18 protein-coding genes and 1 pseudogene are annotated in these 16435 nt (G+C 31.6%); 14 read left to right on the top strand and 5 right to left on the bottom strand.

Annotated elements, in window-relative coordinates; translation table 11 throughout:
* Positions 1–216: 216 nt before the first annotated feature.
* Complete coding sequence (locus EGX96_RS04285; protein ID WP_000227144.1) at positions 217–924, top strand: DUF1003 domain-containing protein; 708 nt, start codon at positions 217–219, stop codon at positions 922–924.
* 164 nt (positions 925–1088) lie between these two features.
* On the opposite strand, the gene EGX96_RS04280 is transcribed toward EGX96_RS04285, so the two are convergent.
* Entirely contained in the window at positions 1089–2174 is a 1086-nt protein-coding gene (locus tag EGX96_RS04280) for an iron-containing alcohol dehydrogenase family protein (RefSeq protein WP_000210838.1), read from the bottom strand.
* A gap of 200 nt (positions 2175–2374) precedes the next feature.
* Positions 2375–2915 (bottom strand): annotated as a pseudogene (locus EGX96_RS04275) (DNA topology modulation protein).
* A 768-nt stretch (positions 2916–3683) separates the two neighbouring features.
* Between EGX96_RS04275 and cfb the strand changes: the two are divergent.
* Together cfb and EGX96_RS04260 are read left to right on the top strand one after the other, a co-directional pair.
* Positions 3684–4451: a CAMP factor pore-forming toxin Cfb-I gene (gene cfb / locus EGX96_RS04265; protein WP_001101136.1), complete on the top strand. Its 768-nt coding sequence runs from the start codon at positions 3684–3686 to the stop codon at positions 4449–4451.
* Positions 4452–4623: 172 nt separating this feature from the next.
* Entirely contained in the window at positions 4624–4926 is a 303-nt protein-coding gene (locus EGX96_RS04260) for a rhodanese-like domain-containing protein (protein WP_000162435.1), read from the top strand.
* A gap of 156 nt (positions 4927–5082) precedes the next feature.
* Here EGX96_RS04260 and EGX96_RS04255 read toward each other — a convergent pair whose 3' ends face one another.
* From EGX96_RS04255 to EGX96_RS04245, 3 genes are all read right to left on the bottom strand, one after another.
* Entirely contained in the window at positions 5083–5946 is an 864-nt protein-coding gene (locus EGX96_RS04255; RefSeq protein ID WP_001071071.1) for a CPBP family intramembrane glutamic endopeptidase, read from the bottom strand.
* Between the two features lie 304 nt (positions 5947–6250).
* A complete protein-coding gene (locus EGX96_RS04250) occupies positions 6251–6811 on the bottom strand; it encodes a TIGR00730 family Rossman fold protein (protein ID WP_001223119.1) in 561 nt (186 codons plus the stop codon).
* 16 nt (positions 6812–6827) lie between these two features.
* On the bottom strand, positions 6828–7124 hold the full coding sequence (locus EGX96_RS04245; protein WP_000355473.1) for a MazG nucleotide pyrophosphohydrolase domain-containing protein: 297 nt from the start codon (positions 7122–7124) through the stop codon (positions 6828–6830).
* 213 nt (positions 7125–7337) lie between these two features.
* Between EGX96_RS04245 and EGX96_RS04240 the strand changes: the two genes are divergently transcribed.
* From EGX96_RS04240 to EGX96_RS04190, 11 genes are all read left to right on the top strand, one after another.
* On the top strand, positions 7338–7952 hold the full coding sequence (locus tag EGX96_RS04240; RefSeq protein ID WP_001036318.1) for a phosphatase PAP2 family protein: 615 nt from the start codon (positions 7338–7340) through the stop codon (positions 7950–7952).
* A 216-nt stretch (positions 7953–8168) separates the two neighbouring features.
* The gene (locus EGX96_RS04235; protein ID WP_123947962.1) at positions 8169–8972 is read left to right on the top strand and encodes an IS5 family transposase; all 804 of its coding nucleotides are present in this window, start codon (positions 8169–8171) and stop codon (positions 8970–8972) included.
* 87 nt (positions 8973–9059) lie between these two features.
* On the top strand, positions 9060–10136 hold the full coding sequence (locus EGX96_RS04230; RefSeq protein WP_000900244.1) for a helix-turn-helix domain-containing protein: 1077 nt from the start codon (positions 9060–9062) through the stop codon (positions 10134–10136).
* A gap of 1 nt (position 10137) precedes the next feature.
* Positions 10138–10344, top strand: coding sequence for a PLDc N-terminal domain-containing protein (locus tag EGX96_RS04225; RefSeq protein ID WP_001090962.1), 207 nt, complete (start codon positions 10138–10140; stop codon positions 10342–10344).
* Entirely contained in the window at positions 10341–11243 is a 903-nt protein-coding gene (locus tag EGX96_RS04220) for an ABC transporter ATP-binding protein (protein ID WP_000644459.1), read from the top strand. Before EGX96_RS04225 ends, EGX96_RS04220 begins: the two co-directional genes overlap by 4 nt.
* A complete protein-coding gene (locus EGX96_RS04215) occupies positions 11240–12001 on the top strand; it encodes an ABC transporter permease (protein ID WP_000838139.1) in 762 nt (253 codons plus the stop codon). The genes EGX96_RS04220 and EGX96_RS04215 overlap by 4 nt, the downstream gene beginning before the upstream one ends.
* A 168-nt stretch (positions 12002–12169) precedes the next feature.
* Positions 12170–12658: a GNAT family N-acetyltransferase gene (locus EGX96_RS04210; protein WP_000403109.1), complete on the top strand. Its 489-nt coding sequence runs from the start codon at positions 12170–12172 to the stop codon at positions 12656–12658.
* 521 nt (positions 12659–13179) lie between these two features.
* Entirely contained in the window at positions 13180–13515 is a 336-nt protein-coding gene (locus EGX96_RS04205; protein ID WP_000827865.1) for a PadR family transcriptional regulator, read from the top strand.
* On the top strand, positions 13502–14110 hold the full coding sequence (locus tag EGX96_RS04200) for a DUF2812 domain-containing protein (RefSeq protein WP_000589231.1): 609 nt from the start codon (positions 13502–13504) through the stop codon (positions 14108–14110). Before EGX96_RS04205 ends, EGX96_RS04200 begins: the two co-directional genes overlap by 14 nt.
* Positions 14111–14544: 434 nt before the next feature.
* Positions 14545–14937 (top strand): DUF2785 domain-containing protein, encoded by a 393-nt coding sequence (locus EGX96_RS04195; protein WP_001191784.1) that lies wholly within the window; start codon positions 14545–14547, stop codon positions 14935–14937.
* A 178-nt stretch (positions 14938–15115) separates the two neighbouring features.
* On the top strand, positions 15116–15970 hold the full coding sequence (locus EGX96_RS04190; RefSeq protein ID WP_123957820.1) for an aminoglycoside 6-adenylyltransferase: 855 nt from the start codon (positions 15116–15118) through the stop codon (positions 15968–15970).
* The last annotated feature ends 465 nt before the right edge of the window (positions 15971–16435 follow it).

The raw sequence follows: 16435 nt of genomic DNA, 5'->3' as shown, positions 1-16435 counted from the left end.
TAGACTTAGAATAAAGCGTTATTTTGATGGGTAGCATAAAATTAAGGCATAATATGGATGTCAGCGATTTTTTTAGACTAACGAAATAACGCTGTAAAGCTTAATAGGGGTGTATCAAATACTCACTTATATAGTACCAAAAGCCTATAGCCTGTTGGCTAGCTTGACCGTATTCAAATATTGAATAAATCTTGGTTGAGAAAGGGAGGTATAAAAATGGTATGTGTCGATTTTATTGATCAAAAAGTTTATAGTGAAGCAGAAGGCCTATTTGTTTCCGATTTAGACTTAGGCATTAAAGGTTTAATAAGAGCACGTTATCCTTTTGCTCTGGATAGTGACTTTATTTCGTATGGAAATTTAAGTCATTATTGTATGAATTATCTTGACGAAATTGTTCAGCGAGCGAATCAGAAAAATGAGAAGATAAAATATAATGTGACTACCTTGATGAAAGAAGAAGAGAAGCCCTTCAACGTTGAAGAGCGTTTGAACAAGCAAGCAACTATCGGTCAACGAATTGCTGATGATGTTGCACGTTTTGGCGGATCTTGGACTTTTATTATCGTTTTTGTATCCATTATGGCTATTTGGATGTTGGTTAATATCATGAAGCCTTTTGGTATTCAATTTGATCCTTACCCATTTATCCTGTTAAACTTAGCTTTATCAACGATTGCTGCAATCCAAGCACCACTTATTATGATGAGTCAAAATCGTGCTGCTGATTATGATCGTTTGCAAGCTCGAAATGACTTTAATGTCAATAAAACCTCTGAGTTAGAAATTAGATTATTGCACGAAAAGATTGATCATATGGTACAACAAGATCAGTTTGAATTGTTAGAGATTCAAAAGTTACAGACAGAAATGCTAGTATCATTGGGAAATCAGTTAGCACAATTGAAACAACTACAAAAATAATCTTTTAGCAGTTATTTAAAAATACTGATACAATACTAAGAATTTAAATTAATACTGCAACTTCCTATAATGGAGAGCAGTATTTTTACTTTATTAATAACAAAAACCCCTTAGATGATGTGTCTAAGGGATTTTTGTATCGGAATAATCGAGTTGGTGAATTATTAGGCTAGTGTCTGTCCGAAAGCGTCTGCTGCTAAAATAGCTTGAGCAAACATTTTGGGATCGAAAGGGGTATTTTTGTATTCATTAGTAGTCATTGCAATTTCAACAATTTTTGGAATATCTTTTTCTGATAAAGAGACGTCAGCTAGAGTTGTTGGCAAACCTAGTGACTTATTAAAACGAGCTACTTTTTCAAGTTCTTCTAGTTCGTTGAAATAAGCATGTAAAACTAACACACCAAACGCAACTACAACGCCATGTAAGAATTCACCTTGTCTTTGAATAGCGGTTGTACCATAGTAAAATGCATGCGCGTGACAAGAATTGTAGTAGAAATCAGGTTGATTAACTAAATTAGAAGCATAGCCAGTTGAGATTAAGATATCAAGCGCAATTTCTTCAACTGCACGCGAAGCTAAATTAGCTTCAACATCTTTTAGACCTTGTTCACCAAATTGATAAAAAGCTTCCTTTGAAGACAGAGCGACTGCTTGTCCTAACACTGCAGTATGTGGTAGTTTATTGGTCTTAGCCTCTAAGGTAGCACGTTCTACTTCAGGGGCTTTTGAAATACCGTCCCCAATACCAGCCCAAAAATATTTGCTTGGTGCCTGTGCAATAATCCGTGTATTGATAAAAATATGAAGTGGAGACTCGGGATAGCCGTATCTTAAGAAAGAATGGTCATCATTATATACAACTGCAATGGCAGTACCTGCGGAGCAATTAGAACAAATAGTTGGGATAGTAAAGCTATTTTTACCTAACTCTTTTGCTACCATTTTAGCTGTGTCTAAAGCTTTTCCACCGCCAAAACCTAAGATAGCATCAGCGGCTTGAACTTGTGGGTTGGCTACTAACTTGTCAATGTTAGATTGTGTTGAATCCGTTCCATAGACAAAGCTTCCTGTGACTTTAATATTTGCTTCCTCTAAAATAGAGCGAACCTCGGCTTCTGAGCTGTCTAGGGCACGTTTGCCACCGACGAAAGCAATGCTTTGAATACGGTAAGTTGCCAAAACGCTAGGAATTTCTTTGAAGCAATCTTCTCCGTAGCTATAATTTGCCATTACATTTGTTGTCATTCAGTGTCCTCCTCTATTCCAAAGGTCGATTAGAGACAGCTATTTTCTAAAAGTGAATAGTTTTTTGTCTCTTGACCAAGTGATTATCATATTATAGCAGAATATTCAGAAAATTGGAACATGAAAAACAATTTAATTTTCAAGAATAAGAATAGAAAAGGTAAAGCGAGATATACGAGTAAATACTGTCAGTATAATAATTACAAGCTCTTGAGAGGGTCTGTATTGGATGCAACAGGGAGTTCTTTTAGGTATTGATCAAGATCGCGTTGGTGTTTTAGAATCTTTATTTTTTGAGGGTAGTCCTCAACAACTTGTTTATAGTTTGATTTTTGTTTGTCAGAGCGACCGTCTTTAAGAATCCAACTGATAAATTCAAAATCTAATTTTTCCGGGCATCCATTGGCCATATCAGGTCTAGTCTTACCACGAAACTTACAGTAACGTTTGAATGCTCTCCACAAGCAGTTGAAGCGATTAAAGTCAAAAAAAAATAATCTCATCTGCATCTGCTAGACGTTCTTGATATAGCAGTTTTTTGTAGTTACCTTCTATAATCCATGTTCTTTTTTCTAACATGTTGCTGACATCGTCAATCATGTCATCATATTTTCTCTCTTCCCAATTTGGGGCGAAGTGAATACTATCAAGATGTAATACATTGCAATTATAGTAATTTCCCAATTTTCTTGCTAAAGTGGACTTACCCGACCCACTATATCCGATTATTGCTATTTTCATATACTACCTCCGTTAAATTGTTTACTTGAAGTTAATGCTGTACTTAGGATTTACTTATTTTATAAGGGTTATTCACTTTTTTAGATTAATATATTTTTGATATAAGTTATCCATACACATGGTAACATAGTTACCAGTAAATGTAATCTAGATATCAATACTATGGCTGACGATATTGTTAACTTTTGGTTCAAAAAATTGGGGTAAAAATCATCGGAGGGAACTGCCAAACAAACTCACAGTTTAAAATACTAAGTAATAAAAAGTCTTGAACTTATTATGTTTAAGGCTTTTTAAGTGTCTAAAATACTTGGTCTAGTATGAATTTCTAAACAGAAAGTAAAAATAATGAGTTTTAGTATGGTTTTTGGGCATAATGGAACGATTTTATCTAAAATAGTACGCTTCTTATTAAATTTATTTTTTAAGAAAAACATTAGGCTAATCTATTTGATAAAAATAGTGATAAGTAGAAATTTTCTAAAATATTTAGATTTATATAAGGTGGTAAATTATCGTTATGGTTTTTTACATGAAAATATAAATTAAATTATCAGAAATTAACAAAAGGATAGGCGCAAGTATATTATAGCAAAATGATAATATTAGTTTTATGAAAAAAATGCAGTTTATTTGTAATAATGTAAAATATAGGGGAAAAGAAAGCGCTTGACGACCTTTTGGACAAGTAGTAAGATACAAACATGGGCCCTGTAAATTAAAAATACTGCAGTAAAAGTGATTTTAGTTTAAAGGAGGAAATTCATTATGAACGTTAAACATATGATGTATCTATCTGGAACTCTAGTGGCTGGTGCATTGTTATTTTCACCAGCTGTATTAGAAGTACATGCTGATCAAGTGACAACTCCACAAGTGGTAAATCATGTAAACAGTAATAATCAAGCCCAGCAAATGGCTCAAAAGCTTGATCAAGATAGCATTCAGTTGAGAAATATCAAAGATAATGTTCAGGGAACAGATTATGAAAAAACGGTTAATGAGGCTATTACTAGTGTTGAAAAATTAAAGACTTCATTGCGTGCCAACCCTGAGACAGTTTATGATTTGAATTCTATTGGTAGTCGTGTAGAAGCCTTAACAGATGTGATTGAAGCAATCACTTTTTCAACTCAACATTTAGCAAATAAGGTTAGTCAAGCAAATATTGATATGGGATTTGGGATAACTAAGCTGGTTATTCGCATTTTAGATCCATTTGCTTCAGTTGATTCAATTAAAGCTCAAGTTAACGATGTAAAGGCATTAGAACAAAAGGTTTTAACTTATCCTGATTTAAAACCAACTGATAGAGCTACCATCTATACAAAATCAAAACTTGATAAGGAAATCTGGAATACACGCTTTACTAGAGATAAAAAAGTACTTAACGTCAAAGAATTTAAAGTTTACAATACTTTAAATAAAGCAATCACACATGCTGTTGGAGTTCAGTTGAATCCAAATGTTACGGTACAACAAGTTGATCAAGAGATTGTAACATTACAAGCAGCACTTCAAACAGCATTAAAATAATATTTGTATTTTTCGTGTGATGCTGTCGACTTCGTGATTTTGTACTACCATGGTTTTTATGATTAAAAGGTTTACGATAATAGTCATAATAGTAGAACGATGTCACCATTTTAAATAATAAAGTGATTAGTCATTTGACTAAATTTGCCAAGTATCAAAGGAAATAAAGATTATGACTAAAAAGATAACTGTTGTAGCATTAGAAACATTGATTGCCCAGCATAATAATATCCATTTGATAGACGTTCGTGAAGAGCATGAGTATCGTGGGGGGCATATTTCAGGTGCGATAAATCTTCCTTTGAGTCAACTCAGTCATAAGTTTGAACAGTTAGATAAAAATAAGGAATATTATCTTGTTTGTCAACGAGGGGGAAGATCTATTAGAGCATGCCAATTTCTTGAGTTGAAAGGCTACAAAGTAATCAATGTAGATGGCGGCACAGAAGCGTGGAGAGGAAATCTAGAAGTGTAAATATGTCCTGTGTAGTCTACCATATTTGATAATAAAAAAATTGACATTATCTCACTATTAATGACCTTTTAGTAAACATAAAGAAAAGTATGTGTTTTGAAAAGGAGGATGATTATCCTTTTCAAAACCATACTTTTTGTGTCTTGTGGCTTGGTCTTAATTAATAGTTGTTAGGACAATGTCGTAAATGACAAGGAGAATAAAAGGCCAACTAGTAAGTAATAATTTTGTATGTTGTTTAGAGTTTATTGAGTCAGCCTCTCGAACGTTAGAGTGCAGACTTATACGACGGCGAGCAGTATTCCTATGAGTAAAAAGGTAATATAATATAAATAAGATTGCTAAAATTAGCAATATATTTTCAAAATAAGTCCCGTATAACTCGTTTACTGTTGATAGCTGGGTGAAAATTTCTACGATAAAGTTATTGCAGATATGAAGGAGTAGGGCTACCTTAAAGGAATAATGGTAAGCGATAAAACCCATTATGATACCCGCAATAGATGTAGTCAATAGCTGAGAAATGTCTTGGTGCATTAAACCAAATAGGATGCCAGAAGTGATAATGGCAAACCATTTACCATACTTGGATAATAAATTCAATACTATTCCTCGGTATAAAACTTCTTCAAAAAAAGGACCTACAACAACAGAATAACTAATCATAAGTATATTGAATGTGGCATCATAATTTTGACTTTCCGATTCCATAATATTGAGATGATTTAGCACAACATCCCATATTGTGGAGACTATATTATTAGTAGTATATATAATGCTTAACAAGAATAAAATAGTGGTGAAAGTGATTGTATGATGGGTTGCCGTTAGATGTTTTTTTAAATTTTTAAAACCCATAAAAAAACAAGGAATGAGTAAGGCGATTAAAGTACTTGCTATACCTATCCAGACATCATTTTGTAAGATTTCAGCAAATAGTGTAGTCGCCAAACTTAAAACAATAGCCTGAGCTAAAAGTATCAGCCCGATTAGGTTAAGTCTCTTTTTTTCTTGATTCAATTGATTACCTCCTTATTAATAACGGTAACGACAAAGAAATATTATAATGTATAATGTATAGGTTTCTAAGTCATTAGTCAATAGGGACGAGCACTTGGATACTTCTAATAAGATAAAATACATAGACAAGACTATAGTTTTGGCTTCTCTAAAGATTACCTAAAAATTTATAAGTTCTCGAGCAGAAAGGATGAGTTTGGATATTGAGAGGATGGGCTTGACCAGCTGAAAGAAAAATGAACCAAGGGTAATCGCTTCGAAAAAAGAAGGAAATTTCAATTAGAAACTTCCTTTTTTTATCAATCTAGTATTGGCGCGTGCTAGGGACTTTATAATTCGTTATAAAATCTTCGATTTCAGTAATATCATCTGAGAATAGGACATTTTCTCTATCTTCCAGACTAAGAAAACCCTCACCAACCATATGATCAAACATATTTTTTAAATCATTAAAGTAGCCATTAACATTATATAAAATGCAAGGATTATCATTTTGACCGATGCGAGACCAAGAGATAACTTCGGAAATTTCTTCAAGGGTACCAGGTCCACCAGGTAGAGCGATAAAGGCATCTCCAAGTAGCATCATTTTTGCCTTACGTTCAGGCATATTATTTACTATGATAAGCTCTGATAAATTTTCATGTGCAATTTCACGATCTCTTAAAAATGTCGGAATAACACCAGTAGTGTAGCCACCATTTGCAATCACAGTATCAGCCATGACTCCCATTAAGCCAACTTTTCCTCCACCATACACCAGAGAATGTTTGTTTTGTGCCATCCATTGTGCTAAGGCAACTGTTTTTTCACTATAAACAGGATTTTCCCCAGTACTTGCTCCACAAAAAATAGTTATTCTCATGTTTCAAACCTCTTTTCTAATTAGTGCGATGTGCGCTGATAATCTCTTCTAGTGAGATATTATACTGATCAGCAAGTATGAAGATATTATCTAAGACATCTCCTAGTTCTTCTTTTATATCATTTAAGTTTTCCAAATCAGTTTGTTCGGTTTCGTCAGGTCTGTCACGTCCAATTTCATATTTGCGAATGGCTTGAGCCAATTCGCCGACTTCTTCTGAAAGAAAGTTACTTCTAATAAAAGAATTGTATTGATACCAGTTTCTTTTTTTATAGAATTCACTCACCCATTTTTGATAATCTGTAATATCCATTATTCCCTCCGTTTCAAGTATATTGTAGCAATATTGCTTTATTAATGAAAATTTGAACGCTAATTAATAGGAAAAGTTCGTATTTGGTATTTCTTCTAGTTTGTGAATAGTCATATTTAAACCTAAAAGGTTAGCGCGTACTTTAAGCATTTTTTAAATATTTTAAACCATAATGTATGAAGATTTATCTCTTTATTAAAGTGAGGTTATGTAGTGAACAAGAAATCCTTTTTCCAGTGTGTTATACTACTTGTTTCTTTTTTAGTGTTAACATTAGCAGTTAAATCTCAAAGTGATATGATAAGTTATTTGGATAATATCACTTCAGCTTTTTTTCAAAGCATACGAAATCCCGATTTAACTAACTTAATGACGATAATATCAACAGTTGTCAGCCCTTTGACAACGTCATTAATAGCACTTGTTATCCTTGGGTATCAATATTTTTTAAACCAAAGAATAGCTGTGTGGCTATTTATGTTATTTTTTGGTACCAATGCTTTGGCATTGCTTTTAAAAGATATCATCGCACGTCATAGACCTATGAATCAACTTGTTTTTGATTCGGGTTATAGTTTTCCCAGTGGACATACGATATCAACGTTTTTATTAATGATTCTTGTTTTAGTGGTTGCGAGACAGAGATTGAGAAGAGTATTGTCACAAGTAGTTTTCGTAATATTTGCATTAGTGATCCTTGCATCAGTTATTTTTTCAAGACTCTATTTAGAAAATCATTTTTTAACGGATATTTTAGGGTCGTTGTTACTAGGAGCATCGTCATATTATGGTTTGTCTGCTATTGTATCTTTGAAAGAGTTACAATAAAAATAGTAGTTACCAATGAATTATAAAAGAGCCTTTCTTAAGGGCTCTTTTATAATTCATTATTTTTCAATGACAAATATTAGTGAAGTTAATTTTTATTTAACCATTGTTATTATTAATGCTGTTTTGCCACTTATTAATCAACGAAAAAGTTTCTTCTAGGGAAACTTTTTTATATTAGACTTCCTGCGAAACAAAATATGGTACAATAGTTCTATGAATTATGAAGCAAGCAAACAATTAACTGATGTACGATTTAAGCGCCTTGTTGGTGTTCAGCGCACTACTTTTGAAGAGATGTTAGCTGTGTTAAAAACAGCTTATCAACGTAAACACGCAAAAGGTGGCCGAACCCCTAAGTTAAGCTTAGAAGATCTCCTCATGGCTACTCTTCAATACATGCGAGAATACCGCACTTATGAACAAATTGCGGCTGATTTTGGCATTCACGAAAGCAACTTAATCCGTCGAAGTCAATGGGTTGAATCAACTCTTATTCAAAGTGGTTTTACGATTTCAAAAACTCATCTTAGTGCTGAGGATACGGTGATTGTGGATGCAACAGAGGTAAAATCAATCGTCCTAAAAAATCAACTAGCGAATTATTCTGGTAAAAAGAAATGTCATGCTATGAAGGCTCAGGCGATTGTCACAAGCCAAGGGAGAATTGTTTCTTTGGATATTGCAGTGAACTATTGCCACGATATGAAGTTGTTCAAAATGAGTCGCAGAAACATCGGACAAGCTGCTAAAATCTTGGCAGACAGTGGTTATCAAGGGATCATGAAGATGTATTCACAAGCGCAAACTCCGAGGAAATCAAGCAAACTTAAGCCACTAACTCTTGAAGATAAAACCTATAACCATACGCTATCCAAAGAGAGAATCAAGGTTGAGAATATTTTTGCCAAAGTAAAAACGTTTAAAATATTTTCAACAACCTATCGAAATCGACGCAAACGGTTTGGATTACGAATGAATTTGATTGCTGGAATGATCAACCGTGAACTAGGATTTTAGTTTCGCAGGAAGTCTATTATATTTCCTGATAGGAACTTTTATTTTTGATTTAGAAACTCTATAATGGACGTGAAAGTAGATTGACCGATGCTTGGAGAGAATATCTATTTACAACGTACTCAGATTGGTATGACGCAAGAGAATTTGAGTGATTATCTGCATTTAACAAAAACTACAATTTCAAAGTGGGAAAATAATCAAGCTAAACCGGATATTGACTATCTTATTTTGATGGCTAATCTTTTTGATATTAGCTTGGATGACTTAGTCGGTTATCAAAAAACATTGTCAGATGATCAAAGAAATCAGCTCATTAAGGATCTAAAAATAAAAGCAAATGTATTGTCTGAGAGAGATTTCTTTCAGGAAGTTAAGGAATTATCAAAACAGTTCCCTAACGATTTTAAGACTCTGTTGATAATGATTAATATGGTCTTGAGCAACCTAACCAACCTTAATGATTCAGAAATGAAAGAGTGGTCACTAAGTACACTAAATAAAATTATTAGTAAAACAGTAGTTGAGTCTGACCTCCAGACGGCGATAATGTTCAAAACGGTCGTTCTTTTTCACAACCTTGAATATGATGAAGTGATAAACCTTTACCAGAATAGTCCCTATAAATTAGGTGAAGAATTACTTTTAGCTAATAGCTTTTTTGCAAAAGTCGATGTTTACCGAGCTAAGCAAGTATTACAGGTTGAAATTTATCAGCAGATTCTACTTGTATGCGAGTATCTATTGAGTTTATCAACTTTTGAAGTTGAAGAAAACAAAGGCGATATTTTTGAAAGGCTTGAACATATGATAGAAGCGTTTCAATTAAACTCTTTGCATCCCAACACAGTCATCAAGTGTTATTATAGTTTAGCTTGTCATTATAGTAAAAGTGATGATGATAAGGCATTAGGATACTTAAAACAATGTTTTAAATCTTTAAAACAATTGCTCCAAAGATTTGAATTACACGGTGATACTTTCTTTTATACCATCGATGATTGGTTAGAGACAATACCTACTGGTATTGCACCACCGACGAGTCAATTACAGGTAATAGAACGAGTTGAGGACTTATTTCAAAATTCACAATTTAAAGAACTATCAGGGCATAAAGAATTTCAACAAATGATTCAAAAACTTAACGATTTAAAAAAGGATTACTAATATGAATACAGAAATACCAAATCAATTATTACCATTCCTAGTTCCGTTGATTATGTTGCAAGGAGCTTTAATTATCATTTCTCTAGTCAAACTAAGTAAACTTAAGATGACTAAACACCTTTCAAAGCCAGTTTGGTTTTTGGTCATTATATTTCTTAATATAATTGGGCCAATTGCATTTCTTATTTTGGAAGGGAATAATGAATGAAAGCTATCTCATTTCAAAACGTTACAAAATCTTTTGGTCCTAAAAAAATATTAAATAATGTTTCTTTTGATTTAGAAGAAAATATGATTTATGGATTCGTAGGACCAAATGGAGCAGGTAAAACAACGACAATAAAAATGATTTTAGGATTGTTAAAATTTGATACGGGTTTCATAACAATTTTTGGTAAAAAAGTTAATTTTGGAAGAACAGATACCAATCAACTGATTGGCTATCTCCCAGATGTTCCCGAGTACTACGATTATATGACAGCTCTAGAATATCTTGATTTATGTTCTGGTTTAGCGAGATCAAAGCATAAGCTTTCTAACAAAGAACTACTTAGGTCAGTTGGACTTGACGATAATCACCAAAAGATTGCTACTTATTCTCGAGGAATGAAACAGCGTCTTGGATTAGCCCAAGCACTGGTTCATGATCCTAAAATTATTATTTGCGATGAACCAACCTCTGCATTAGACCCGAAAGGTCGCCAAGATATTTTAGATATTATTTCAAATCTTAGAGGAGAAAAAACTGTGATTTTTTCTACCCATATTCTCTCTGATGTCGAAAAAATATGTGATCATGTTCTGGTGTTAACTAAGTGTGGGATTTATTCTCTTGAAGAGTTAAAAGGAAAAAAATCAGAGGAAAATTATTCGGTTCGTATTTTAATAAAAGTGACAAAGTCTGAAGCTAAGGTACTATCTCATAACTATCAGATAGAAAAGAAAGATAATGAGTATGCACTGACTCTCAAAGGCTCTAAAATGGATAACAAAGCAGATTTACTAGCTGGTTTTTACCAAGATTTAGTTTCTTTAAAGATTAGCCCATCAGCTATTGAAGTCATTGACAATAGTTTAGAGGAGCTTTATTTGGAGGTTACCAAATGAAATCTTTAGCAGTAATGTTAAAAAAAGAATGGATGGAGAATGTTAGGACATACAAAGTTATATCTATTCTGATTACTTGTTCAATATTTGGTATATTAGGTCCCTTAACTGCACTTATGATGCCTGATATTATGGCAGGAATTTTACCTAAAAAACTACAGGGAGCGATACCAGAGCCTACCTATATTGATTCTTATATTCAGTATTTTAAAAATATGAATCAGCTTGGTTTAGTTATTTTAGTATTTTTATTTAGTAGTACACTGACGCAAGAATTTTCAAAAGGAACCTTAATTAATCTAGTTACGAAGGGATTAGCCAAAAAAGTTATAATCCTTGCTAAATTTATAGTAATTACCCTTCTATGGACAGTGTCATACTTATTAAGTGTTGTCATCCATTTTAGTTATACGTTATATTACTTTAGTAACGAAGGAAGTCATAAATTAATGGTTTACGGTGCAACATGGTTTATCGGTATTCTTTTCATAAGCTTAATACTCTTTTTTTCAGTTCTTTTTCGTAAAACTTTAGGGGGTTTGTTAGGTTGTCTTTTTATGGTGGTGTTATGTGTAGTATCTGGATTTTTTAAAATCAGTAAAAGCTATAATCCTATGCTTCTTATCCAAAAACAAGGAGAAATATTAAGTGGAAAGTTTAAAGTTCAAGACTTAATGGAACCGAGCATATTAGTGTTTTTGCTTATTATAATGACGTTATTACTTAGCATGTACATTTTTGAAAAAAGTGAAGTTTAATTTTGATAAGATATCAATAAGGCGATAGCTACTTTTTGAAAAAATAAAACCGAATTAAGAGCTTTGCTGCTATTTGACTTATCTAGATCAATATTTCCAACTAATATGATATCCTATGCATACCTCATTGCAGAAATATACTTTAAAGTCAAAATAAGGAAATATATTATGGAAATTAAAGAATACGAGAATAATCCGTACCATTTAGCACAGCTAGTAGATTTAATTAATTATTGTCAGAATATAGAAGCTAAACTTGATATAAAGATGGCTGAACAAGACGATATTTTTCAAATAGAAAATTATTATCAAAACAGAAAAGGTCAATTTTGGATTGCCTTAGAAAATGAAAAAGTAGTTGGTTCGATTGCGTTACTGCGTATTGATGATAAAACAGCTGTTCTAAAAAAATTTTTTACATATCCAAAATATAGAGGAAATCCTGTTCGACTTGGTCGAAAATTATTTGAAAGATTTATGCTTTTTGCTCGAGCTAGTAAATTCACAAGAATTGTCTTGGATACTCCAGAAAAAGAGAAAAGATCTCACTTCTTTTATGAAAATCAAGGATTTAAGCAAATAACAAGAGATGAACTAGATGTAGACTACATTTTTCCAGATAGAGATTCAAGGATATATGTAAAACTTCTTGATTAATTGTGAAAAAAACTAGTCAAACAGATGAATAAACCCAAATAACGATTATTTTAGATAATACATTGGAAAAGTGGTTGTAGAATATAGAAAAAGAAATTTTTAGGATTACTGTTATCATTGGTTATGGTAGCTTATTCAAGTAATATCATAAGAAATAAATCAATGGATATAAATTGAATAAAAAATAATAGAGGCCAGAGTGATGAACTCTAGTCTCTATTATTAATTTTAAAAACTATTGTGTTTATGAGGAGGTATTTTAACTGTATAGATTGGATAAGAAGTCATAATTAAAGGTATTAAGATCAGGATGAGATGAATAAACAACAGTACTATAGTCAATAGATTATAAAAAACTATAGTACTTTTGAGAAGTTACGACTAAAATAAAAAACTCCAAACGAATAATTGGATAGGCTATCTGTTCTTTTCTTTTTAATAAGTTTAAATATACAGTTGACTTATATAGTTGTATTGTATAGAATAACTATATAAAGTTTAACTGTATAGAAAGAAAATTGATGAAAAGGAATAAACATTTACCGTTAACAGAAACTACCTATTATATCTTATTAGCTTTGTTTGAGGAAGCACATGGCTATGCTATTATGCAAAAAGTTGAAGAAATGAGTGGCGGTGATGTTAGAATAGCCGCAGGGACAATGTACGGTGCCATTGAAAATTTACTTAAACAAAAATGGATAAAGTCTATCCCAAGTGACGATAGAAGAAGAAAAGTTTATATTATTACTGAGACAGGAAAAGAAATAGTAGAACTTGAAACGAATCGATTAAGAAAGTTACTTAATACTGCTAATCAGTTGGGTTTTGGGGGAGATAGTTATGATAAAGTTTAAATTATTTTTTAAATCCACAGAAAAAGAGGAAGAATGGATCGATAAGGTTCAAAAAAGTGGCTATGCTTTTACAGGCATTAACTCATTTCTTCCAGCCTTCTATTATTTTAAGAGAGATAAAGAAAAAGACAAGATGTCAATAAAAATGGATTTTAAAAAATACATGTCGAAAGATGACTATGCTAACTATATCACTTTATTTGAGGACAGTGGATGGAAGCATATTAGCGGTAGTCGTTGGGGAGGGCTGCATTATTTTCAAAAAATAAAGCCTGAAACCAGTTCAGAGATTTTTTCTGATCAAGAATCAAAATCAGCGATGGCTATGAGTTATTATAAATATACTTGTGAGCATGCGTTTTTCTCTTTATTTTATTTCTTTCTCTTGATAAGAACAACTTCTATCACCATATTTGATCCAAAAAGTTGGTATCTGACGCAAGGTCTATGGGAAATGCAAGGGAAAATATTTTGGTTAGCATTCTTATTTGAAACACCATTTGCCTTATTAAGAATATTACCTATGTTTTACTTTTTAATTTCTGGAATATACTATATTACACGAGCTGTAAAACCCAAGGAAATTATAAATTAAAGCAGAAGTATTTTAGATTTTTATACTTTCTATATTCTCTGGTAATTTTAGTTCTATCGTATATTTATAGTATGCCTCAATTTTTTCCTAATAGAGGTTACAAGGTAGGCCTTCGCTTTATTCCTAGAGTCAAAGAATAAGTACTAAAAATTTCTGATATAAAAGTGAGTATCCAAGTAAAAAATTAAAGTTACTATAATCATTTTAAAGTGAAAACGAAAACTCAAATGTTACACTTTGGAAAATATAAAATATAAAGTCATGCAAGGAGAAACATGGAAGCAAGTGATGTAATCAAAAAGATAGAAAATAATTATCCAATTGATGAGGATGTTTTATCTTTTTGATTACATCATATAGGAGATTGGAACCCAAGAGTTCGAGATGAAATAGTATATGGGTCTTGGGTTAAATTAGTAATAGAACATAAACTGATGCAAAGCCAGAAATTAAATGTCCTTCAGAGAGTTTTAAGGGATAAATTTCTTTTACAAGGATTAGGAGTACCCAACAGTAATACTGTGTTAAACAGATCTTTTACTGCTCTATTACTAGCTTTATTATTGGAGGACTCAAATAATAAAAGTTGGATATCTGAAGAAGATCAGATAAAAATTATGAATCAGGCATTCTCCTGGCTTATAGATGAACCTGATTTTAGAGGCTTTGACGAGGAGCTTGGATGGATACATGCCTTTGCTCATGGAGCTGATTTATTAACAGAAATAGTCAAGATGAAATGTTTTTCAAAAGATGATAGTTTAAAAATCTTAACTATCATAAAAAGAGTGATGATAACTGATGACATACTAACATTAAACGGTTGAAAATATTTGGAATCATAATCAGTTGTTAAGAAAAATTTAAAATTGAATCCTTGGAGGTCGTAAAGGTATGTCCATGCTAATTTAAGTCTATGATTACATGCTTAGAGAAAAATACAAGGGTAATATAAAGGTATTAGAAAAAACATGGTAATATAAAGTGAAGTAGGAGGTAGCCATTATGAGAGATGAGCAAGAAATATATAATTTGGTGTTAAACATAGCAAACCAAGATAAGAGAATCGAAGCTGTACTATTGAATGGATCTCGGGCTAACCCAAATGTACCGAAAGATGATTTTCAAGATTATGATATTGTTTTTGTTACTAATTTTATAGAAGATATTATTTCTGACACTAATTATCATAAAAAATTCGGTGATATTCTTATAATGCAGAAACCAAATGAGTTTAGAAATAAGACGGAATACAATTGCTTTGCTTACTTAATGCAGTTTCAAGATCTGACGAGGATTGATTTAAGACTTATTAAACCAGAATTCTTGGAGGATTATTTAGATGATGCTTTTCCAAAAGTACTTTTAGATAAAAAGAATAAATATCTTGATTATAATTTTGAAAGAAGTTCTCTGTACGAAACAAAGCAATTGTCAGAAGATGAAATCAACAAAATTCTTAATGAAATATATTGGGTTAGTACTTATGTAGTCAAGGGGATAGCAAGAAATGATATTATTTATTCAGAGTTTATGATATCTAATCCTATTAAAAATGCTTTTATTAAACTTCTAAAACAAAAAATATTAATAGAAAAAGAGCTTGATTCATTATCTTTTGGAAAGCTCGACAAGGATATCTTGCAATATATTACAGATAAAGATCAACTATTGAAAATTTTTTCAAATAAATCTTTAAAAGACATTGAGGCTAATTTGCGATTTTTATTGGATGAAACAAATCAAATGGCGAAATATATTTCTATTAATAGGAAACTTAATCTGAACCAAGGAGAATACCAATCAGCAATGAAATTTATGAATATCTTTTTGTCAAATTCATATCAAAATTTCAACTAATATTATTGTGTAAAGGATAATAGGCTGTGATTGTCTAAACTCAATTACCATTCATAAAGATTTTCAAGAAAAATAATAAATAATTTTGGGGACAAATGATGGGACAAATCCTCTTCTGTCAAGCAAAAAAGCCTTTAAATAAAGGCTTTTTCTTATGTAGTTTAATGCCCCTACAAAGTAACTATATGTATTTAAAGTTAATGTATAAAAAAAGAAAACAAGTAATATCAAGGAATTTATCACTTTTTGTTTATAAAAATTAATAAAGAAAGATAAATTTTCTAGAACAAATCTAGAACAAAAATAAGTTATTGAAGAAATACAAGATATACCTTTTTTAGAGTACTCAAATGTATTTGAATATTACATAAAAGATGAATATATTAATCTTAGTTGATTTTCAAAATTAAAAAAATCTCCAAAAATTTATTTTTAAATATATTTTTAGTTGTTATATAAAGTAAT

Origin of the sequence: Streptococcus sp. FDAARGOS_520, assembly GCF_003812685.1 — a bacterium.
Taxonomy (GTDB): Bacteria; Bacillota; Bacilli; order Lactobacillales; family Streptococcaceae; genus Streptococcus; species Streptococcus agalactiae.
Note: the sequence above shows the minus strand (reverse complement) of the source record. Positions and strands in the feature narration are given on the sequence as shown.